The organism is Streptomyces sp. NPDC048636, from assembly GCF_040650655.1.
Lineage (GTDB): Bacteria > Actinomycetota > Actinomycetes > Streptomycetales > Streptomycetaceae > Streptomyces.
Genome location: NZ_JBEZHR010000022.1, coordinates 65,484 through 86,046 on the forward strand (window position 1 = coordinate 65,484; position 20,563 = coordinate 86,046).

At 71.8% G+C, this 20,563-nt stretch carries 19 protein-coding genes; 10 read left to right on the top strand and 9 right to left on the bottom strand.

Features of this window, described 5'->3' with window-relative positions; genetic code table 11:
* Positions 1-395 precede the first annotated feature (395 nt).
* Positions 396-1,085, top strand: coding sequence for a M23 family metallopeptidase (locus AB0C66_RS34635; RefSeq protein WP_362448071.1), 690 nt, complete (start codon positions 396-398; stop codon positions 1,083-1,085).
* Here AB0C66_RS34635 and AB0C66_RS34640 read toward each other — a convergent pair.
* Positions 1,079-1,672: a helix-turn-helix domain-containing protein gene (locus AB0C66_RS34640; protein ID WP_362448074.1), complete on the bottom strand. Its 594-nt coding sequence runs from the start codon at positions 1,670-1,672 to the stop codon at positions 1,079-1,081. The two genes, AB0C66_RS34635 and AB0C66_RS34640, sit on opposite strands and share 7 nt — an antisense overlap.
* Before the next feature lie 259 nt (positions 1,673-1,931).
* On the opposite strand from AB0C66_RS34640, the gene AB0C66_RS34645 reads away from it, so the two are divergent.
* The 3 genes from AB0C66_RS34645 (at position 1,932) to AB0C66_RS34655 (ending at position 4,559) form a co-directional block, all read left to right on the top strand.
* Positions 1,932-3,446: an MDR family MFS transporter gene (locus AB0C66_RS34645; protein WP_362448146.1), complete on the top strand. Its 1,515-nt coding sequence runs from the start codon at positions 1,932-1,934 to the stop codon at positions 3,444-3,446.
* 178 nt (positions 3,447-3,624) lie between these two features.
* Entirely contained in the window at positions 3,625-4,017 is a 393-nt protein-coding gene (locus AB0C66_RS34650) for a helix-turn-helix transcriptional regulator (RefSeq protein WP_362448149.1), read from the top strand.
* Between the two features lie 83 nt (positions 4,018-4,100).
* On the top strand, positions 4,101-4,559 hold the full coding sequence (locus AB0C66_RS34655) for a VOC family protein (protein WP_362448077.1): 459 nt from the start codon (positions 4,101-4,103) through the stop codon (positions 4,557-4,559).
* A 54-nt stretch (positions 4,560-4,613) separates the two neighbouring features.
* Here the strand turns inward: AB0C66_RS34655 and cseC are convergent, their stop codons facing one another.
* The 5 genes from cseC to AB0C66_RS34680 form a co-directional block, all read right to left on the bottom strand.
* Positions 4,614-5,912, bottom strand: coding sequence for a two-component system sensor histidine kinase CseC (gene cseC, locus AB0C66_RS34660; RefSeq protein WP_362448080.1), 1,299 nt, complete (start codon positions 5,910-5,912; stop codon positions 4,614-4,616).
* A gap of 3 nt (positions 5,913-5,915) precedes the next feature.
* Complete coding sequence (cseB, locus tag AB0C66_RS34665) at positions 5,916-6,623, bottom strand: two-component system response regulator CseB (protein WP_362448083.1); 708 nt, start codon at positions 6,621-6,623, stop codon at positions 5,916-5,918.
* 8 nt (positions 6,624-6,631) lie between these two features.
* A complete protein-coding gene (locus tag AB0C66_RS34670) occupies positions 6,632-7,300 on the bottom strand; it encodes a hypothetical protein (protein WP_362448086.1) in 669 nt (222 codons plus the stop codon).
* Positions 7,301-7,326: 26 nt separating this feature from the next.
* Positions 7,327-7,938, bottom strand: a complete 612-nt coding sequence (locus AB0C66_RS34675; protein ID WP_362448089.1) for a SigE family RNA polymerase sigma factor — start codon at positions 7,936-7,938, stop codon at positions 7,327-7,329.
* A gap of 225 nt (positions 7,939-8,163) precedes the next feature.
* On the bottom strand, positions 8,164-9,087 hold the full coding sequence (locus tag AB0C66_RS34680; RefSeq protein ID WP_362448092.1) for an A/G-specific adenine glycosylase: 924 nt from the start codon (positions 9,085-9,087) through the stop codon (positions 8,164-8,166).
* Positions 9,088-9,324: 237 nt separating this feature from the next.
* Between AB0C66_RS34680 and AB0C66_RS34685 the strand changes: the two genes are divergently transcribed.
* Positions 9,325-10,158: a hypothetical protein gene (locus tag AB0C66_RS34685; protein ID WP_362448095.1), complete on the top strand. Its 834-nt coding sequence runs from the start codon at positions 9,325-9,327 to the stop codon at positions 10,156-10,158.
* A gap of 33 nt (positions 10,159-10,191) precedes the next feature.
* On the opposite strand, the gene disA is transcribed toward AB0C66_RS34685, so the two are convergent.
* Entirely contained in the window at positions 10,192-11,250 is a 1,059-nt protein-coding gene (disA, locus tag AB0C66_RS34690; protein ID WP_362448152.1) for a DNA integrity scanning diadenylate cyclase DisA, read from the bottom strand.
* A gap of 246 nt (positions 11,251-11,496) precedes the next feature.
* Complete coding sequence (radA, locus tag AB0C66_RS34695) at positions 11,497-12,924, bottom strand: DNA repair protein RadA (protein WP_362448098.1); 1,428 nt, start codon at positions 12,922-12,924, stop codon at positions 11,497-11,499.
* A 191-nt stretch (positions 12,925-13,115) separates the two neighbouring features.
* Between radA and AB0C66_RS34700 the strand changes: the two genes are divergently transcribed.
* Positions 13,116-14,948 (top strand): sigma-70 family RNA polymerase sigma factor, encoded by a 1,833-nt coding sequence (locus AB0C66_RS34700; RefSeq protein ID WP_362448101.1) that lies wholly within the window; start codon positions 13,116-13,118, stop codon positions 14,946-14,948.
* A gap of 102 nt (positions 14,949-15,050) precedes the next feature.
* Here AB0C66_RS34700 and AB0C66_RS34705 read toward each other — a convergent pair whose 3' ends face one another.
* The gene (locus AB0C66_RS34705) at positions 15,051-15,830 is read right to left on the bottom strand and encodes a hypothetical protein (RefSeq protein WP_362448155.1); all 780 of its coding nucleotides are present in this window, start codon (positions 15,828-15,830) and stop codon (positions 15,051-15,053) included.
* 155 nt (positions 15,831-15,985) lie between these two features.
* Here AB0C66_RS34705 and AB0C66_RS34710 point away from each other — a divergent pair, with 155 nt between their 5' ends.
* The 4 genes from AB0C66_RS34710 to ilvD all read left to right on the top strand — a co-directional run bounded on the left by AB0C66_RS34710 (position 15,986) and on the right by ilvD (position 20,555).
* Positions 15,986-16,915 carry a Ppx/GppA phosphatase family protein gene (locus tag AB0C66_RS34710; RefSeq protein WP_362448104.1) on the top strand — a complete coding sequence of 310 codons (930 nt, stop codon included), beginning with the start codon at positions 15,986-15,988 and terminating at the stop codon, positions 16,913-16,915.
* Positions 16,916-17,077: 162 nt separating this feature from the next.
* Complete coding sequence (locus AB0C66_RS34715) at positions 17,078-17,923, top strand: sugar phosphate isomerase/epimerase (RefSeq protein WP_362448107.1); 846 nt, start codon at positions 17,078-17,080, stop codon at positions 17,921-17,923.
* Complete coding sequence (locus tag AB0C66_RS34720; RefSeq protein ID WP_362448110.1) at positions 17,920-18,534, top strand: TetR family transcriptional regulator; 615 nt, start codon at positions 17,920-17,922, stop codon at positions 18,532-18,534. Before AB0C66_RS34715 ends, AB0C66_RS34720 begins: the two co-directional genes overlap by 4 nt.
* Positions 18,535-18,704: 170 nt before the next feature.
* Positions 18,705-20,555, top strand: a complete 1,851-nt coding sequence (gene ilvD, locus AB0C66_RS34725) for a dihydroxy-acid dehydratase (RefSeq protein ID WP_362448113.1) — start codon at positions 18,705-18,707, stop codon at positions 20,553-20,555.
* The last annotated feature ends 8 nt before the right edge of the window (positions 20,556-20,563 follow it).

Consider the following 20,563-nt stretch of genomic DNA (forward strand, 5'->3'; position numbering starts at 1 on the left):
CGCCCGGCCGCGATTCCCCACGCTCCGGCGGGCGGGGGCCTTGGTCCTGAACCGGACAGCCGAAAGTCCCGGTGAATGGGCAGGCGATCTTAGGTCTCGGTGATATGCCGCACAGCCCGCTACGGGCCTACTACGGGAATTAGGGGTACCGCCCCATATGTGAAGGGCAAGTTTTTCAGCTTTGATCGACTGGCCTCATCACGCCAGGTCAAGGCGCATTTTGCGACCTCTTTAACCGGTCCGCCGGCTGTCGCGGAAAAGAATCTTGACCCCGCAAATTCTACTGGTCTCCTTAGTAGAACCGTATCTTGGCGGAATCGCGGCCACGGGATACCAAGGAGCGTCTGTTCCGGCCCCCAGCCGGTACCCCCCGACGTTCTGGAGGTCGTTTCTCTATGTCGCCGCGTGCCATATTCCGCCGTTCCTCTCTCCGCTCCGTCCGGCGTACCCATGCCGCCGTCGTCGCCGCGGGCGTGGGTGCCTCGGTCGTACTCGGGGCCGGGGTGGCGCTCGCCGCCGAAGCCGCCAAGAGCACCGACACCCTGACCGTGAGCTCCGCCGCCTCCCTCGGGGAGTCGGTGAAGGCCCAGGCCGCCGCCGTGGAGAAGGCCGTCAAGGCCGAGAAGACGGTGGCCACCAAGGTCGCGACGGCCAAGGCCGTCGAGGACAAGTGGGTGACCCCGGTCGCCAAGTACACGCTCGGCGCCACCTTCGGCCGCGCGGGCGCGCTGTGGACGAACAACCACAGCGGTCAGGACTTCGTCGTGCCGAGCGGCACCTCGGTGCGCGCCGCCCACGACGGTGTGGTCGTCAAGGCGGGCCCGAACGGCGGCGGTGACGGTCCGGCGTACGGCAACGCCATCGTGATCAAGCACGACGACGGCAGCTACACCCAGTACGCCCACCTGTCGGACATCCGCGCCTGGATCGGCGAGACCGTGAAGACCGGCGAGGAGATCGCCCTGTCCGGCAGCACCGGCAACTCCACCGGTCCGCACCTGCACTTCGAGGGCCGCAGCACCCCCGACTACGGCTCGGCCTACGACACCGGCCGCTACATGAAGGACCGTGGCATCCGCTACTGACCCCTATGGGCCTGCGTCACCAGATCGAGGGCGACTTCCAGGGCGGCCTTGCGCTTGTCCTCGGGGTCGCCCTCGATCGTCTGAAGCGCGAACAGCCCGGCGTGCATGCTGAAGAGCGCGGTCACACAGCGGACCTGGTCCGACAGTGAGGCGTCGGGCTCCCGGATCAGATCGGACATCGCGAACATCCGGTCCTTGAAGAGCTGGCCGATACTGCTCAGCTCGCGCACCGTCGCCTGGTTCTCCTGCATGAAGCGGAACAGCGGGGCGGCGTTGGTCAGCGCGGCGCTGTAGCGGCGCAGCAGCTCCTGCTTGGTCTCCAGGGTGCGGGGCTGCTCCGCGCCCCAGGCGATCAGCTCGTCCAGCGGCTGTCCCAGGTCCTGGAAGAGGCTGAGGAGGATGTCCTCCTTGGTCTTGAAGTGGTAGTAGAGGGCGGCCTTGGTGACCTCCAGGTGCTCGGCGATCTCCCGCAGCGAGGTCTTCTCGTAGCCGCGCTCGGCGAAGAGTTCCAGGGCGACGTCCTGAATGCGCTGGCGGGTGTCTCCCCGGCGCGCCTTCGGCTCGCCTCCGCGCGCTGTGCTGCCCATGGTCGTCTCCTGTGTCCGTGTGCGGCTGACCCCCGGGCGGGTCGCGGCATTGCTTACTTGACGCCCGGCTAGTTGACGTCCTACCGTCTCCACTGTACGCAACTAGCCGGTCGGCAAGTAAGTGGCTGATTGCGGCCTCACGTCATCACCAGGGGGAGTGGAGATCATGTCCCAGATTCAGCCGGAAGGCGAAGCGCCGCCCGTCGCGGTGGGGCCGCAGGGCAAGGCGGAACGGAAGCCGCGCAGCACCGGTGTGGTGATGCTGGCTCTGATGATCACGATGCTGCTCGCGATGCTCGACAACATGATCGTCGGCACCGCGATGCCCACCATCGTGGGAGACCTCGGCGGGCTGAACCACCTCTCCTGGGTGGTCACCGCCTACACCCTCGCGACCGCCGCCTCGACCCCCATCTGGGGCAAGCTCGGCGATATGTACGGCCGCAAGGGCATCTTCCTCACCTCCATCGTGATCTTCCTGGTGGGTTCCGTGCTCTCCGGTCTGGCCCAGTCCATGGGGCAGCTGATCGGCTTCCGGGCGCTCCAGGGTCTGGGCGCCGGTGGTCTGGTGGTCGGCGTGATGGCGATCATCGGTGATCTGGTGCCGCCGCGGGAGCGCGGCAAGTACCAGGGCATGATGGCCGCCGTGATGGGCGTCGCCATGATCGGCGGCCCGCTCGCCGGTGGCACCCTCACCGACCACCTCGGCTGGCGCTGGATCTTCTACATCAATGTGCCGCTCGGCGTGATCGCCCTGACCGCCGTCACCGTGGTGCTGCACCTGCCGAAGAAGCGCACCGAGGCACGGATCGACTACGCCGGGGCCGGGCTGCTGACCGTCGGGATCACCGCGCTGGTGCTCATCACCACCTGGGGCGGCACCGAGTACGACTGGCTCTCGGGCCAGATCTTCGGGCTCGGCGCGATCGCCGTCGTCTCCCTGGCCGCGTTCCTGTACATCGAGCGGCGGGCGGCCGAACCGGTGCTTCCGCTGCATATCTTCCGCAGCCGCAACTTCTCGGTGATCACCTTCGTCGGCTTCCTGGTCGGCTTCGTGATGTTCGGCGCGCTCACCTTCCTGCCGCTGTACCAGCAGACCGTGCAGGGCGCCTCCGCCACCAACTCCGGGCTGCTGCTGCTCCCGATGCTGCTGACCATGCTGCTGATCTCGCTGGTCGTGGGCCGGATCACCACCGAGACCGGTAAGTACCGGATGTTCCCGATCGTCGGCGGGGTGCTGCTCACCGCCGGAATGGTGCTGCTGGGCACCATGGACACCGGCACCAGCCGGCTGACCACCGGGATCTACATGGCGGTGCTCGGCGCGGGCATGGGCTTCCTGATGCAGCTGACCATGCTGATCGCGCAGAACAGCGTGGAGATGAAGGACATGGGCGTCGGCTCGTCCTCGGCCACGCTCTTCCGCACCCTCGGCGGCTCCTTCGGTGTCGCGATCCTCGGGGCGCTCTTCACCCACCAGGTCCAGGACACCATGGTCGAGAAGGCCGGGGACAAGGGGAAGGCGATCACCTCCGGCGGCGCCCAGCTGGAGCCGTCCCAGCTGGACAAGTTGCCCACCGCGGTCCGGGACGCCTACGCCCACGCCGTCTCCGACGGCACCCACCAGGTCTTCCTGTGGGGCTCACTGGCCGCCGTGGTCGCCTTCGCGGCCTCCTGGTTCATCAAGGAGCTGCCGCTGCGCGGCGCGGAGCCCACGGCGGAGGGCGACGGCGCGGCCCCGGCCGACCGGGCGCCGGTGACCGAGACCGTCTGAGCCGTACGCACTTTCCCCGCCGGGCCGCCCGGCGCCCACCTACCCGCCCGCTCCGGGCCGGGGGAGGGCGCCGGGCGGCCCGCTGTCGGTGGGGTATGTCAGCATCGGGACCGTGGCGACCACTCCGGGCGAGGCCCGGCTGGAGCACCTGCGCCGGCTGCGGCTCGCCAAGGACGTGATGGACCGCGACTGGGCCGAGCCGCTCGACCTGGACGCGGTCGCCGCGCACGCCGGATACTCCCGCTATCACTTCCTCCGTGCCTTCAAGGCGGTCTACGGCGCCACCCCCGGGGCCTATCTGAGCCGCCGCCGGATCGAGCGGGCCGAGGAGCTGCTGCGCTCGGCCAATCTCTCCGTCACCGAGATCTGCACCCTCGTCGGCTTCAGCAGCCTGGGCACCTTCTCCGCCAGCTTCAAGAAGCAGACCGGACTGAGCCCCAGCGACTACCGCCGTCAGCACCTCGGCCGGGGCGCGGCGCTGATACCGGGGTGCTACGCGATGCTCTGGAGCGGCGGTATCCGGTGCGGCGCGGCGGACCCTTCGGAGGGCGCGCGGAACAGCAACTCTTGAGAAGCCCGGCGGGCGGCCCGCCGCATACGTTGGCGATGACGCGGAAGCGTCCATCGAGTCGGCCATCGTGCGCGGAGGCAGCAATGATCAAGGGAATGTCCATCGTCACCGTCTGGGTGCTCGACCAGGACCGGGCCAAGGAGTTCTACACCGAGAAGCTGGGCTTCGAGGTCCGCACCGATATGCGGATCGGCGGGGACGGCGGTATGCGCTGGCTCACCGTCGGCGCCAAGGACCAGCCCGACGTGCAGCTCACCCTGATGGTGCCCGGCACCCCGGGGCTGGACCCGGAGTCGGCCGAGGCCCTGAAGAAGCTGGTCGCCAAGGGCGTGCTCGGCGCGGGCGTGCTCACCACCGACGACATCCACGCGGATTACGCGGCGCTCAAGGCGAAGGGCGTGGAGTTCCTCCAGGAGCCGCAGGAGCGCCCCTACGGCACCGAGGCGCTCTTCCGCGACGACTCCGGCAACTGGTTCTCGTTCACCCAGCCCCGCGAGGAGCTGGACCTCAGCATGGACTGGGACGGCTGCGCCGCGGAGTGAGTCCGCCCGGCCCGCCCGGCGCGGGTGACGCGTCCGCGGTGGTCGCCGCGCGGCTCAGTCCGGGACCTCGATGATGGGGAAGCTGCCGGTGTTGGTGGGCGCGGACTCCGGCAGCCACAGCACCGCCACCGCGCCGTCCTCGCCCTCCGCCGTCGGCTCCGTGTTCCGGAAGGTCAGCCGGGCGCCCAGCACCCGCGCCTGGCCCGCGGCGATGGTCAGCCCCAGCCCATGGCCCTTGCCCGCCCGGTCCTTGCTGCCGGTACGGAAGCGGCTGGGCCCGTCCTTCAGCAGCGACTCGGGGAAACCGGGGCCGTGGTCGCGCACCCGCAGCACCCGCCCTTCGACGGTCACCTCGAAGGGCGGTTTGCCGTGCCGGGCGGCATTGGCCAGGAGATTGCCGAGTATCCGCTCCAGCCGACGCGGATCGGTGGAGACATGGGCGTCGCGCAGGACGGTGACCACCGCGTCCGGGGCCACCACCCGCACCCGGCGGCTGATGAACTCGCCCAGCTCCACCTCCTGGAGTTCGGCGCGCTCGGCGAAGCCGTCCAGCCGCGCCACCTCCAGCACGTCCTCGACCAGGGTGCGCATCGCCTGTGCCCGGTCCCGGACCAGCTCGGTCGGCCGCCCCGGGGGCAGCAGCTCGGCGGCGGTGAGCAGTCCGGTGACCGGGGTGCGCAGCTCATGGGCGATATCGGCGGTGACCCGCCGCTCGGCCTCCAGCCGCTCCTGCAACGCCTCGGCCATCCCGTCGACGGCGCGCGCGAGGTCGTCGGTCTCATCGCGCACCCGGCCGCCGATCGCGTCCCGGATCCGTACCTCGGAGTCGCCCTCGGCCAGTTTGCGGGCGGCGGTGGCGGCCTTGCGCAGCCGCCGGGAGAGCTGGTCGCCGATGAGCACCCCGAGCGCGATCCCGCCCAGCACCACCGACACCGAGCCCAGGATCAGCACCCGGTCCAGATCGTCCAGGACGGCGAACCGGTCCTTGAACCGGGTGTGCACGGACAGGACCTTGCCGTTCCGCAGCGGGACCGAGGCCCACACCTCGGGGGTGCCGGTGCCGGAGTCCTCCAGGTAGGTGGCGCGCTGGCCGCGCCATGCCTCCTTCTTCAGCAGCTCGGGCAGTTCGGGGTCGTCCAGTTTGGCGCCGAAGCCCAGCACCCGGGACTGCTCGTACCAGCGCTGGGCGACCTTCACCCGCTCGTCCATCACATTGCGGCTGTTCTCGAGCATGGAGACGCGGGCCGCGTTGTGCACCACCAGGCTCAGCGCGACGGCGACGAGCGCGCTCACGGCGGCGATGGCCAGGCTGACCTTCCAGCGCAGACCGGAGCGGAGAGCGAGCTTCACCACCGGTCAGCCCTTGAGCTTGTAGCCGAAGCCACGGACCGTCTCGATACGGTCCTGGCCTATCTTGCCGCGCAGCCGCTGCACATGGACGTCCACCACCCGGGTGTCGCCGCCCCAGCCGTACTCCCAGACGCGCTCCAGGAGCTTGTCGCGGGAGAGCACGGTGCCGGGCGCGGAGGAGAACTCCAGCAGCAGCCGCATCTCGGTCGGGGTCAGCGCGACCTGCTCGCCGCCCTTGCGGACCTCCATGCCCTCCGGGTCCACCTCCAGATCGCCGAACCGCAGCACTCCGCAGTCCGGCTCCTCCGGGTCGTCCGCCGCGCCCCGGCCGCCGGGACCGCTGGCGTGGCCGAAGCGGCGCAGCACCGCCCGGATCCGGGCGACCAGCACCGCGCCGTCGAAGGGCTTGGTGACGTAGTCGTCGGCGCCGGCCTCCAGGCCGAGCACCACATCGATCGCGTCGGCGCGGGCCGACAGCATGATCACGGGAACCGTGGACTCATCGCGGATCCGGCGGCACAGGCTCACCCCGTCCAGTCCCGGAACCATCACATCGAGCAGCGCGATATCGGGCCGGTGGGCGCGGAACTGCTCCAGCCCGGTCAGCCCGTCGGGCGCGGCGGTCACCAGAAAGCCGTCACGCTCCAGGGCGAGCTGGGTGGCCTCGCGAATGACATCGTCGTCCTCGACGAAGAGCACATGGGTTTCGGCCACGCCTGGGATCAGCCTTCCGTTCCGTCGGCACTCGGGGACGCATCGTCCTTGGGCGCGCTGTAGTCCGTGTGCTTGCGGGTGACTTCCGCGAACTCCTGGCGCTGCCCCGACCAACGGTAGGTGATGAGGTCCTCGCGCGAGGGACAGCAGACGGGGTCCCCGGAGGAGTAGGAGAGCCGGGTGACCTGGAGGTCGTCCTTGGCGATCACCGCGTAGACGGGGGGCTGTTCGTCCTGGAAGACATTCTGGTACTTCTCGCCCACCTTGCGGTAGACATACGACCCGATGCCGAAGCCGTCGGTGCAGGCCATGACGTTGATGACCAGGTCGGGAGAGGTGGATCCGGTCAGTCGGCCCTTGGTGACATCCACCGGATAGCCGTTGATCAGCTCGGTGCTCTTGGCCTTGGTGGCCTTCCGGCAGGGCTTGAGATTGTCCTTCAGATCCTCGCTGACCTGGGGATCCTCTTTCACCAGCCGTACCGGGTCGATCTTCCGCTCACCCGCGGTCGGCAGCGCCGAGGCACCGCCCGCCTGCTTGCCGGAGCCCGTCGAGGTCGACGCCCACTTGGTCTGCGCCGGGCCCTCGTTACGCACTCCTTGGCTGGTGGAGCCGCATCCGGCCAGCATCCAGCCGCCGGCGGCCGCGAGTCCCACGATCGCGCCGCCGGTGATCACCGCACTCCTGACGGGAGAGGCCCTGGTCAGGCCGCGCACCGTTCCTGCCCCCGCTCGTTGCGGCCGCGACGGAGCCGGGTGGGCTTCCGCACCGGGGCGGCGGCCTCGCCCGCCACACCGGGGCGACCGAGCGCACGGGCGTCCAGGTCGCGGCTCTCCAGCTCCTGCCGCAGCCGGGCCAGCGCCCGGTGCAGCGTGCTCTTGACCGTGCCGGTCGACATACCCAGCGCCTCCGCAGTCTCCTCCGTCGTCATCTGCTCCCAGTGTCGCAGCACCACGACGCTGCGCTGCTTGGGAGCCAGAACTCCGAGGATGTCGATCAAGAGGGCGCGGTTGGCGTGCTGCTCGGTGCCGTCCTCGACGCTCGCCTCCGGCAGCTGCTCGGTGGGCACCTCGTCCAGCTTGCGCGCCCGCCACCACTCGGTACGGGTGTTGATCATGACGCGTCGGAGGTAGGCGTCGGCAAGCGACTTGTCCGCTATGCCGTCCCAGCGCCCGTAGGTGCGCACCAGGGCGGTCTGGAGGAGGTCCTGCGCCTCGACGGGGTCGGGGACCAGCCGGCGGGCGCTGCGCAGCAGGGCGTCCTGCCGGTTCCGCACGTACTCTTCGAAATCCAGAACCTTGCCGCTGCCGGACATGTGCAGCCTCCATCCCGCGTGTTCCCCATGTGATTGCTGGCGGTCGTCCAGCACGGGAAGGACGCTACGGAGGCGCTGTTGCGGCGTGATGTGCATCAGCACCTCGGCCAATGCACAGCTACCCATAGGTTGTGTAACAACGGAACCCGGAGCGATGGAGTGTCAGAACCGGGTCCGTGCTGTGTCACAGCTCTGTCACAGAAGGGCTGTTGGGGGTGGGGTGGATCACGTGAGCGGCAGCCGGTAGTACCCGCCCGCCAGCGGTTCGACGAGACCGTCGGCCACCAGACCGTCCAGCGCCCGGGCCCGCTGCACCGGTTCGTTCCACACCTGGTCCAGCGACGCCTGCGGAACCGGCGCGATCGCCTCCCGCAACACCGCCAGCAGCTTGCCGCGCACCTGCCGGTCGGTCCCGGCGTAGCTCTGGGTGCGCCGCGGCGGGCCGTCGTGCTCCGGCGCCCCGGCCCCGTGCCACGCGCAGTGCGCCACGATCGGGCAGCGCACACAGGCGGGCGTACGGGCCGTGCACACCAGCGCGCCCAGCTCCATCGTGGCCGCCGCCCAGCGGGCCGCGGTGGACTCGTCGTCGGGCAGCAGGGTGCGGGCCAGCTTGCGTTCGGCGGCGGTGGTGGCGTTCGGCGGGTACTGCGCACCGCCGACGGCCCGTGCGAACACCCGCCGCACATTGGTGTCCAGGACCGCGTGGCGCTGGCCGTACGCGAAGGACGCCACCGCCGCGGCCGTGTACTCGCCCACCCCCGGCAGCGCCAGCAGCTGCGCGTGGTCGCTGGGGACATCGCCGCCGTGCCGCTCCCTTATCGCGGCGGCCGCGCCGTGCAGCCGCAGCGCGCGCCGCGGATAGCCGAGCCGGCCCCAGGCGCGGACCGCCTCACCGGGCGGCTCGGCGGCCAGGTCGGCGGGGCGCGGCCAGCGGGCGAGCCACTGCTCGTACACCGGCAGCACCCGGCTCACCGGGGTCTGCTGGAGCATGAACTCGCTCACCATCACACCCCAGGCCCCCGCTTCCGGGCGGCGCCAGGGCAGATCGCGGGCGTGCGCGTCGAACCAGTCGATGACGGGCCGGTGGAAGGTGGCACCGTCGGTGGCGGTCGGGCTTACGGCGGCCGGGAGGGCGGGGTTGGCAGTCATCACGACGATCCTGGCATGCCGAGGCCCTCGACGGTGGCCGAGGGCGCGGGCGTTCGGGTCGAGCCGCGCGCCGCCGGTAAAAAACGTGCAATCCGGGCGTCGTGGTGGGAACGGATGGCCGCTTGCCGTCCCGGGGTGCGGCCCCGGATGGCGGATCCTGTCCGATGATGAGAAAAGTAGGGGGCCGAGCGGTGATTATTGGCGGGTCGCGCCCCGGATCTCTCGTAGAGTTTCCGCGTGGGATCACTGCGCAATCCGATCGGGCCGCTCCCCTCCTCCATCTACTGGCGGCGGAGGGCCGTTGCGCTGGCCCTTCTCGCGCTTCTCGTACTCCTCGTCATCTGGGCCTCCGGCTGGGGTGGTTCGGGCGGCGGCGGACACGACGACGGCAAGCGCCCGGGCGGCGGACCCGCGTCCACCATCACCCCCGGCCCCACCTCCTCCACCCCGGTCAACAGCGAACGGCCGGGCGGGCGCGATGAGTCGGGCAGCGGCGGCGGCTCCGACGACGAGGACCCCGGCTCCGGCGGCAGCGGCGACGAGGGCGGCGACGGCGGCGGTACGGGCACCGGCTCCGAGGGCTCCGGCGGTGGCGGCGGCGGCAATGGCATCGGCACCGGCGGCGGACGGACCCTCCCGGTCGGGTCGAGCCTGCCCGACTGCCGCCGCGCGGATATCGACTTGACGGTGCGCAGCGTCAAGGACGAGAAGGTCCGCAACACTTACGGACCGGGTGAGAAGCCCACGTTCGAGATCGTCGTGAAGAACAGCTCGAACAGCTCCTGCAAGGTCGACTTCGGCCGCGCCGCCGCCTCGTTGACCATCACCGACAAGGACGACGAGCACGTCTGGGCCTCCGGCGACTGCCCGGACGGCAGCGCCACCGCCCTGGTCGAGGTACCGGGCTCGGGCGAGACCAAGCGGATCGTGGAGTGGGACCGCAAGCGCAGCGCCGAGCACTGCGCCACCCCGTCGGGGCCGTCGGCGGCCAAGGCCGGTACGTATCTGGTGGAAGCGAAGCTGGACGGCCTCGGCACCGCTCAGGTGTCGGTCCTCCTGAAGAAGGACTGACGGCCGGGGGCCCCTCGGGCCCCCGCCCCGCGGTCAGACGTAGCGTTCCAGGATCGAGGACTCGGCCAGCCGGGAGAGCCCCTCACGGACCGAACGCGCCCGTGCCTCGCCCACACCGTCCACCATCTGGAGATCGTCCACACTGGCGGCCAGCAGCTTCTGGAGTCCGCCGAAGTGCTCCACCAGCCGCTCGATGATGGCGCCCGGCAGCCGTGGCACCTTCGCCAGCAGCCGGAAGCCGCGCGGCGAGACGGCCGAGTCCAGCGTCTCGGGCGAACCGCTGTAGCCCAGCGCCCGCGCCACGATGGGCAGTTCGAGCAGCTCGGCATGGGTCAGCCGGTCCAGCTCGGCGAGCGCGTCGCCGACGGTGCGGGTGCGCTTGGCGGTCGGCTCCGGTACGTAGTCCCGCACCACGAGCTCGCGCTCCGGCTCCACACCCGCGATCAGCTCGTCCAGCTGGAGGGAGAGCAGCCGCCCGTCGGTGCCCAGCTCGACCACGTACTCGGCGATCTCGGTGGCGATCCGCCGGACCATCTCCAGCCGCTGCGCGACCGCGCTCACATCCCGGACCGTGACCAGGTCCTCGATCTCCAGGGCGGACAGGGTGCCCGCCACCTCGTCCAGCCGGAGCTTGTAGCGCTCCAGGGTGGCCAGCGCCTGGTTGGCGCGGGAGAGGATCGCCGCGGAGTCCTCCAGGACCCGCCGCTGCCCGTCCACGTACAGCGCGATCAGCCGCATCGACTGGCTGACGGAGACCACCGGGAAGCCGGTCTGGATCGAGACGCGCTGCGCGGTGCGGTGGCGGGTGCCGGTCTCCTCGGTGGGGATCGACGCGTCCGGGACGAGCTGCACCCCCGCCCGCACGATCTTGGTGATGTCCTTGTCGAGGATCAGCGCGCCGTCCAGCTTGCACAGCTCGCGCAGCCGGGTCGCGGTGAACTCGACGTCGAGGACGAAGCCGCCGGTGCACAGCGACTCCACGGTCCGGTCCGTGCCGAGCACGATCAGGCCGCCCGTATTGCCGCGGAGCACCCGCTCCAGGCCGTCGCGCAGCGCCGTACCGGGCGCGACCGCGCTCAGCGAGGCGCGCATCAGACCGTCGGCTTTGCCGGGAGCCGAAGCCCGGTCGCCTGCTGCCACTGCACTCCTCCGTCGCCAGGTCTGTCGGTACCGCGATCGCCCTTCCGCGGCCGGTGTGCGAGGCCACGTACGGGCGAGACCAGGGCAAAGTCTACCGGCGGTCACCGGCCTCCCGTGGGGCCTCCCGGCGTACGCCCGTGGCCGGGAAGCGGAGCGCGGCACTCAGCCCACCGCCCCGACGCACCGTAACCGACAGGCTCAGCCGCCGTCCTCCCCCGCGGCCGCCGCGGCCCGCTCACCGCGCTCCCGGCGCCGGGGCAGCACCCGCAGCGCGTCCCCGATGTCCGCGACCTCCAGCACCCGCATCCCGTCCGGGATCCGGCCCGGGTCGGACGGGACGAGGGCGTGGGTGAAGCCGAGCCGCGCGGCCTCGGCCAGCCGCCGCTGTACGCCGGTGACCCGGCGGACCTCGCCCGCGAGACCCACCTCGCCGATCGCCACCAGGTTCTTCGGCAGCGGGGTGTCGCTGGCGGCGCTGGCCAGCGCCAGGGCCACGGCGAGGTCGGCGGCGGGCTCGGTCAGCCGCACCCCGCCCACTGTCGCGGTGTAGATGTCGCGCTTGCCCAGCGCGTTGATCCGGCCGCGCTGCTCCAGCACCGCCAGCATCATCGACACCCGGGAGGTCTCCAGACCCGAGGTGGTGCGGCGGGGGGAGGGGATCTGGGTGTCCACGGTGAGCGCCTGGACCTCGGCGACCAGCGGCCGGCGGCCCTCCAGCGTGACGGTCAGACAGGTGCCGGGCACCGGCTCGGCGCGACGGGTGAGGAACAGCCCGGAGGGGTCCGCGAGACCGGTGATGCCCTCGTCGTGCAGCTCGAAGCAGCCGACCTCGTCGGTGGTCCCGTAGCGGTTCTTCACCCCGCGCACCAGCCGCAGCCGGGCGTGCCGGTCGCCCTCGAAGTGCAGCACCACGTCGACCAGATGCTCCAGCAGCCGGGGCCCCGCGATCGCGCCGTCCTTGGTCACATGGCCCACCAGCAGGGTGGACATCCCGCGCTCCTTGGAGGCGCGGATCAGCGCCCCGGCCACCTCGCGGACCTGCGCCATCCCGCCGGGCGCGCCGTCGATCTCGGGGGAGGCGACGGTCTGTACGGAGTCCAGCACCAGCAGGGACGGCTTCACCGAGTCGAGATGGCCGAGGACGGCGGAGAGATCGGTCTCGGCGGCGAGATACAGATGCTCGCTGAGCGCGCCGATGCGGTCGGCGCGCAGCCGCACCTGGCTCGCCGACTCCTCCCCGGTGATGTACAGCGTGCGGTGGTCGTCGTCGGCGGCCTTGGCCGAGACATCGAGCAGCAGCGTGGACTTGCCGACCCCCGGCTCCCCGGCGAGCAGCACCACGGCGCCGGGCACCAGCCCGCCGCCGAGCACCCGGTCCAGCTCGTCCACCCCGGTGGAGCGGGCGGTGGCCCGACGGCCGTCGACCTCGCCGATGGGCACCGCGGCGGAGGTGACCCGGCCGGGCGCGGTGGTGCGCACCCCGGGCGCGCCGGTCTCCTCGACCGTGCCCCACGCCTGGCACTCCGGGCACCGGCCGAGCCACTTGGCGGTGGTCCAGCCGCATTCGGTACAGCGATAGGAGGGCCGGTCCTTGGCGGATGAGCGGGAGGAGCTACGGGCAGCCATGCCGTAACGCTAGCGTCGGCCGCCGACAGCGGGGGTCCGCGGGCCCGGTCGGGGGCGTTGGGACGCATAGCAGGTTGCGGCAACCCGAGTGGGACACCTGTCCCCTTATGAGGGAGATCGTCACCCGTAAGGGTTAAAACCGCGCAAGTAGCGCGAGTAAGTCTGCATCATCCGCCTACCGTCACCGGGTGATGAGCAGCAGGTCCGAGCACTCCACACAGGCCACCGGCGGACACCGGACGCATCGGCGTGCGCCCCGCTCCGGCAATACGCGCCCCCAGCGCCCGCCGGCGCGCTACGAGCCGTACCTCGACGGCCTGTTCACGTACTGCCTCTCGGTCCTGTGCGAGCACGACGCGGCCGCCGCCACCCTGGGCGATGTGCTGGCGGTGGCCGAGCGTCGGCGCGGCCGGGGGCGCGGCCGCGCGCCCGCCGAGGGTGATCTGTGCCGCCCCTGGCTCTACGCGGTCGCCCGCTGGGCCTGTCTGCGCAAACTGGCCGAGCTCAAGGAGCGGCGCGAGTACCGGGGCATCAGGGACTGGCGGGCGGTCCGCTCCCGCCACGGCGACCAGGGGCCGGACACCCCGCCGGGCGCCGCGGACACCGCCGCCGCCGTCGTCGACACCGAGCTGCCCGAGGCGCTCGCCGCCCAGCGCCGTCGTGAACTGGCCGCGCTCGCCTGGCCGGAGGCGGCCGGGACCACCGCCGAGCAGCGTGAGGCCCTCGAGCTCGCCGTGCGCCATCAGCTCACCCCGGCCGAGGTGGCCGCCGCGCTCGGCAAGGAGCAGGACGAGACCCGCACCCTGCTCGCCAGCGCCGCCTGCGAGGTGGAGCGGACCCGCGCCGCCCTCGCCGTCGTCGAGCTGGGCCACTGCCCGGTGGTCGCGCGGCTCGCGGGCGACACCCAGGTGCTGCTCTCCGCCGCCCTCCGCCGTGAGCTGGTGCGGCATGTGGACGACTGCCGCGAATGCCGTCGGATGGCCGAGCGGGCCACGGCGGACGGCCCCTGGCCCGGTACGGCTGCGGCGCCCGCCGCCCTGCCGCTGGTGGAGGCACCGCGGGCGGCCGTGCGGGCCGCGATGATGTGCGCGCTCAGCGAGCGCCCCGCGCGCGCCGTCTCGGGGCCCCGCTTCGACCGGCGCGGCTTCCCGCTCGACCCCCAGGACCGCGCGGCGCGGCGCAGCCGGATCCGCAGCCGCGCGCTCACCACCACGGTGGTCGCCACGGTGGTGGCGGCGCCGGTGCTCGCGCTGTGGGCTGCGTACCGGGGCGCCCCGCAGGCCGGGGGCGAGCACGACACCGACTCCGTCGCCGCCGCCGACGCGGACGGCGCCGGGGAGGCGCCGACCGGCCACAAGCTGCTGGACGGCCGCTCCTTCGAGCGCACCGGCAGCGCGCAGGACCGTTCCGCCGCCCGGCTCGGCGCCGGGCGGGATCCCCGGGACCCCGAGGACGCGAGGCGCGGCAAGCGCGGCAAGCGGTCGGCGGATGTCTCGGTCGAGGTCATCGGCCCGGACGGCAGAGTGGTGCGCTACGGCACCATCGACGACGTGCATGGCGGGAAGAACGGCGACCGGCGGCCGGGCGACTCGGGCTCCCCGGGTCGCGGCGACGGTTCCGGCGGCTCCGGCCCGTCCCGTCCGGCACCCGGTCCGGGGCGGCTGACGGTCGAGGCCCAGCCCCAGGGCGACACCACCATGATCACCCTCACCGCCTCCGGTGGCTCCCCGGTCCGCTGGACCGCCTCCGCGGGGGCGGACTGGCTCCGGATGAACCACTCGAGCGGGGTGCTCCGGCCGGGCGAGACCACCAGGGTCACCGTCTGGGTGGATCACGAGCGTGAGCCGTCCGGGCGCTGGAGCGCCCGCGTCACGATCGGCCCCTCGGGCACCGTCGTGGTGATCGAGGGCCGGGGCGCGCCGTCCCAGCCGACACCCGGGCCCGGCACGCCGTCCGGCACACCGAGCCCCTCGCCGAGCGATCCGTCCCCCGCTCCCTCCGGCTCGCCGACGCCGAAGGACTGAGCCCGGCGTGGGCGACGCCGCCCACCGGCGCGGCCTGCCGTACAGCGGCCGCCGTACAGCGGGGCCGGGCGCCGGACACGCGGGGAAGGGGACGGGGTCGGATCAGTCCCCGGCGGGCCGCTGGTCCGGGTCGGCCGGATGCGGGGCCAGCAGCGGCAGCGTGGACGCCAGCCGGGCCTCGCAGAGCTCGGCCAGCCGGTCGTACCCCGCCTTGCCCATCAGCTCCGTGAGCTCCGGCCGGTAGGAGACGTACACCGGGTCACCGGCGCCGTGCGCCGAGGTCGCCGAGGTGCACCACCAGTGCAGGTCATGGCCGCCCGGTCCCCAGCCGCGCCGGTCGTACTCGGCGATGGTGACCTGGAGCACCCGGGTGTCGTCGGGCCGGTCGATCCACTCGTAGGACCGGCGGACCGGCAGCTGCCAGCACACATCCGGTTTGGTCTCCAGCGGTTCGCGGCCCTCGCGCAGCGCCAGGATGTGCAGTGCGCAGCCCGCGCCGCCCGCGAACCCGGGGCGGTTCTGGAAGATGCACGAGCCCTGGTGGCGACGGGTCTGGCGCTCACCGTCGTCGTCCTCCTGCACCCAGCCCCGGGTGTGTCCCTCGTCGTGGAACTGCCAGATCTCCGGGGTGAGCCGGGCCATATGGCGCCCGACGCGCTCCTCGTCCTCCTCGTCGGAGAAGTGCGCGCCCAGGGTGCAGCAGCCGTCGCTGGCGCGACCCGCCTGGATGCCCTGGCAGCCCTGGCCGAAAATGCAGCTCCAGCGGGAGGTCAGCCAGGTCAGATCGCACCGGAAGAGCTGTTCGTCGTCGGCCGGATCGGGGAACTCGACCCACGCGCGGGCGAAGTCGAGGCCGACCTCGTCCCCGGCCGGGGGCGAGATCTGTTCCTCGGCCCTCCGCTCCGGGGCGCCGTGCCGGCCTTTGTCCTGCTTCGCCTTTTTCGTCTTTGCCACGGTGCAAGCGTATGCCCCCGAAGCGGAAGCGGAGGTCGGGGACCCGTGCATGAGTACGCACTCTGCGCAGTAGCGTTCTGGCCATGAGACTCGGTGTCCTCGATGTGGGTTCGAATACCGTCCATCTGCTCGTGGTGGACGCGCACCCCGGCGCGCGCCCGCTGCCCGCGCACTCGCACAAGGCGGAGCTGCGGCTGGCCGAACTGCTCGACGGGGACGGAGCCATCGGCCCCGAAGGGGTGGAGCGCCTGGTCACGGTGGTCCAGGAGGCGCTGGAGGCGGCCGAGGACAAGGGTGTGGAGGACGTCCTGCCGTTCGCCACCTCCGCCGTCCGCGAGGCCGCCAACGCCGATGACGTCCTCGCCCGGGTCGCCGACGAGACCGGGGTGCGGCTCCAGGTGCTCAGCGGCGCCGACGAGGCGCGGCTCACCTTTCTGGCCGCCCGCCGCTGGTACGGCTGGTCGGCGGGGAAGCTGCTGGTCCTGGACATCGGCGGCGGTTCGCTGGAGATCGCGTACGGCATGGACGAGGACCCCGCCGTGGCCGTCTCGCTGCCGCTGGGCGCGGGCCGGCTGACGGCCTCCTGGCTGCCCGGCGACCCGCCCGACCCGGCCGACGTACGGGCGCTGCGACGCCATGCGCGGGCCGAGATCGCCCGTACCGTCGGCGACTTCAGCCGCCATGGCGCCCCGGACCATGTGGTGGCCACCTCCAAGACCTTCAGGCAGCTGGCCAGGATCGCGGGCGCGGCCCGCTCCGCCGAGGGCCTGTACGTCCAGCGCCAGCTGACCCGCAAGGCGCTGGAGGAGTGGGTGCCGAAGCTGGCCGCCATGCCCGCGGCGGACCGCGCCGGGCTGCCCGGGGTGTCCGAGGGGCGGGCGGGGCAGCTGCTGGCCGGGGCGCTGGTGGCGGAGGGCGCCATGGACCTCTTCGGCGTGGAGGAGCTGGAGATCTGTCCCTGGGCGCTGCGCGAGGGCGTCATCCTGCGCCGGCTCGACCATCTGCCGACGTGACACTCACCACGGTCCGCGGCGGCCGCACGGCGGACCGGGGGCGTCTCCGGCCCGTCACGATGTCGCCATGGTCCGGCCATGACCTGTTTGTGACCGCGCCATGACGGCGTGCTCCCGACCCGTTCTGCTCTCCGCCCTACGGGCCGCCGTACGCTGTCCTTCGTGACAGAGCCAGTGGTGCGCATCCCGGATGCGAAGGTCGCGCTGTCCACAGCCTCGGTCTATCCGGAGTCGACGGCGACGGCGTTCGAAATCGCCGCCCGCCTGGGCTACGACGGTGTCGAGGTCATGGTGTGGACCGATCCGGTCAGCCAGGACATCGAAGCCCTGCGGCGGCTCTCGGACTACCACGAGGTGCCGATCCTCGCCGTCCACGCGCCGTGCCTGCTGATCACCCAGCGGGTGTGGTCCACCGACCCCTGGGTCAAGCTCCAGCGGGCGAGAGCGGCGGCCGAGAAGCTGGGCGCCTCCACCGTGGTCGTCCACCCGCCCTTCCGGTGGCAGCGTTCCTACGCCCGCGACTTCGTCCGCGGAATCTGGCGGATGGCCGGTGAGACCGATGTGCGGTTCGCTGTCGAGAACATGTACCCGTGGCGCTACCGCGACCGCGAGATGCTCGCCTACGCACCGGACTGGGACGTCACCAAGGACGACTACCGCCACTTCACGATCGACCTGTCGCATACCGCCACCGCCCGCACCGACGCGCTCGGCATGGTGGACCGGATGGGCGACCGGCTGGGCCATGTCCACCTCGCCGACGGCCACGGCTCCAACAAGGACGAGCACCTGGTGCCGGGGCGCGGCTCCCAGCCCTGTGCCGAGCTGCTGGAACGTCTCGCCGCTCATGGGTTCGACGGCCATGTGGTGGTCGAGGTCAACACCCGGCGCGCGATGTCCACCACCGAGCGTGAGGCCGATCTCGCGGAGGCGCTGGCCTTCACCCGGCTCCATCTGGCCTCCCCGACCCCGAAGACCCGCTCCGGCAAGGCGGTGCCCGGTTCATGACCTCGCCAGCGACCCCGCGCAAGCGTGGCCGCCCGGCCCGTTCCCGCGCCGGTGACGAGCCCGCCGCCCGTGACCGCATCCTGGCCGCCGCGCGCGGCGAGTTCGCCGCGCGCGGCTACGACAAGACCTCGATCCGCGGTATCGCCAAGGCCGCCGAGGTGGACCCGGCGCTGGTGCACCACTACTTCGGCTCCAAGGACCAGGTCTTCGGCGCGGCCATCGAACTGATCCTGGCCCCCGCGATGGCCGTTCCGGAGGTCGTCCAGGGCAGCCGGGAGGGCGCGGGCGAGCGGATGGCCCGCCATATCCTCGGGATCTGGGAGAACCCGGTCACCCGGCTCCCGCTGCTGGCCGTGATGCGCTCGGCGCTGACCAACGAGGCCGCCGCCGCGGTGCTGCGCGAGCTGATCGGCCGCCGGGTGCTGCTGCGGATGGCGGGTGAGCTGGACGTACCGGACCCCGAGTTCCGGACCCAGCTGGCCGCGGGGCACATGATCGGGATCCTGATGCTGCGCTATGTGATCAAGATGGAGCCGGTGGCCTCCGCCGGGGCCGAGGACATCATCGCGATGGTGGCGCCCGCCCTTCAGCGCTACCTCATCGAGGACTGAGCCCCGGGGCCACCGGTCCGGAACCTTTCGAACCTTTCCGAGGAGTGAACCAGCCGTCCCGCGATCCGGACACACTGTCCGGATCGCGGATGTGAGGCGTAGGCTCAGAAGACTCCGATCCATGCGATCGCACCACGATCGCCACCCGTATGACGAGGGAGCCGAGTACCGTGCCCGAGCTGAGGTCCCGCACCGTCACCCACGGCCGCAACATGGCGGGCGCCCGCGCCCTTATGCAGGCGTCCGGCGTAGCGCGCGAGGACTTCGGCAAGCCCATCGTGGCCGTGGCCAACAGCTTCACGGAGTTCGTGCCCGGGCACACCCACCTCCAGCCGGTCGGCCGGATCGTCAGCGAGGCGGTCCACGCGGCGGGCGGTATCCCCCGCGAGTTCAACACGATCGCGGTGGACGACGGCATCGCCATGGGCCACGGCGGGATGCTCTACTCCCTGCCCTCCCGCGACCTGATCGCCGACTCCGTCGAGTACATGGTCGAGGCGCACTGCGCGGACGCGCTGATCTGCATCTCCAACTGCGACAAGATCACGCCCGGGATGCTGATGGCCGCGATGCGGCTCAACATCCCGACCGTCTTCGTCTCCGGCGGCCCCATGGAGGCCGGCCGGACCACCCTCGTCGACGGCACCGTCCGCAAGCTGGACCTGGTCAACGCGATCTCCGACGCGGTCAACGAGAACGTGTCCGACGAGGACATCCTCCGTATCGAGCAGAACGCCTGCCCGACCTGCGGCTCCTGTTCCGGGATGTTCACCGCCAACTCGATGAACTGCCTGACCGAGGTGCTCGGTCTGGCCCTCCCCGGCAATGGCTCGGTGCTGGCCACCCACACCGCCCGCAAGGCGCTGTACGAGACCGCGGGCCGCACCGTCGTGGAGATCACCAAGCGCCACTACGAGCAGGACGACCACACCGTGCTGCCGCGCTCCATCGGCTCCCGCGCCTCCTTCGACAACGCGATGGCGCTCGACATCGCCATGGGCGGCTCGACCAACACGATCCTGCACCTGCTGGCCGCCGCCCAGGAGGCCGGGCTCGACTACGGCCTGCGGGACATCGACGAGGTCTCCCGCCGGGTGCCCTGCCTGGCCAAGGTCGCCCCGAACGTCGCCCCCGGCGGTACGTACTACATGGAGGACGTGCACCGCGCGGGCGGCATCCCGGCGATCCTCGGCGAGCTGTTCCGCGGCGGGCTGCTGAACGAGGACGTCCACTCCGTGCACAGCTCCTCGCTCGCCGACTGGCTCAAGACCTGGGACGTGCGCGGCGGTTCCCCGTCGGCCGAGGCCGTCGAGCTGTGGCACGCGGCCCCCGGCGGCAGGCGCTCGGCCACCGCCTTCTCGCAGTCCGAGCGCTGGGACACGCTGGACACCGACGCCGCGGGCGGCTGTATCCGCGACGTGGAGCACGCCTACTCCAAGGACGGCGGGCTCGCGGTCCTCAAGGGCAATCTGGCCGTCGACGGCTGTGTGGTGAAGACCGCGGGCGTCGACGAGTCGATCTGGACCTTCGAGGGCCCGGCCGTGGTCTGCGAATCGCAGGAAGAGGCCGTCGACAAGATCCTCAACAAGCGGGTCGCCGAGGGCGATGTGGTGGTCATCCGCTACGAGGGTCCCAAGGGCGGCCCCGGGATGCAGGAGATGCTCTACCCCACCTCCTTCCTCAAGGGCCGGGGGCTGGGCAAGGCCTGCGCGCTGATCACCGACGGCCGCTTCTCCGGCGGCACTTCGGGGCTGTCCATCGGCCACGCCTCGCCCGAGGCGGCGTCCGGCGGCACCATCGCGCTGGTCCAGGACGGTGACCGGATCCGGATCGACATCCCGGCCCGCACCATCGAACTCCTGGTGAGCGACGAGGAGCTGACCGCCCGCCGGGAGGCGCTCGGCGGTGTCTACGCCCCGAAGGACCGCGAGCGCAAGGTGTCCACCGCGCTGCGTGCCTACGCGGCGATGGCCACCAGCGCCGACAAGGGCGCGGTGCGCGACATCGGCCAACTGGGCTGAGCCGCCCG

Excerpts from the sequence above, each read along its gene's own strand:
- AB0C66_RS34635 (WP_362448071.1), top strand. The coding sequence starts at position 396 with ATGTCGCCGCGTGCCATATTCCGCCGTTCCTCTCTCCGCTCCGTCCGG.
- AB0C66_RS34640 (WP_362448074.1), bottom strand. The coding sequence starts at position 1,672 with ATGGGCAGCACAGCGCGCGGAGGCGAGCCGAAGGCGCGCCGGGGAGAC.
- AB0C66_RS34645 (WP_362448146.1), top strand. The coding sequence starts at position 1,932 with ATGCTGGCTCTGATGATCACGATGCTGCTCGCGATGCTCGACAACATG.
- AB0C66_RS34650 (WP_362448149.1), top strand. The coding sequence starts at position 3,625 with ATGGACCGCGACTGGGCCGAGCCGCTCGACCTGGACGCGGTCGCCGCG.
- AB0C66_RS34655 (WP_362448077.1), top strand. The coding sequence starts at position 4,101 with ATGATCAAGGGAATGTCCATCGTCACCGTCTGGGTGCTCGACCAGGAC.
- AB0C66_RS34675 (WP_362448089.1), bottom strand. The coding sequence starts at position 7,938 with ATGTCCGGCAGCGGCAAGGTTCTGGATTTCGAAGAGTACGTGCGGAAC.
- AB0C66_RS34680 (WP_362448092.1), bottom strand. The coding sequence starts at position 9,087 with ATGACTGCCAACCCCGCCCTCCCGGCCGCCGTAAGCCCGACCGCCACC.
- disA (WP_362448152.1), bottom strand. The coding sequence starts at position 11,250 with ATGCGCGCCTCGCTGAGCGCGGTCGCGCCCGGTACGGCGCTGCGCGAC.
- radA (WP_362448098.1), bottom strand. The coding sequence starts at position 12,924 with ATGGCTGCCCGTAGCTCCTCCCGCTCATCCGCCAAGGACCGGCCCTCC.
- AB0C66_RS34700 (WP_362448101.1), top strand. The coding sequence starts at position 13,116 with ATGAGCAGCAGGTCCGAGCACTCCACACAGGCCACCGGCGGACACCGG.
- AB0C66_RS34710 (WP_362448104.1), top strand. The coding sequence starts at position 15,986 with ATGAGACTCGGTGTCCTCGATGTGGGTTCGAATACCGTCCATCTGCTC.
- AB0C66_RS34720 (WP_362448110.1), top strand. The coding sequence starts at position 17,920 with ATGACCTCGCCAGCGACCCCGCGCAAGCGTGGCCGCCCGGCCCGTTCC.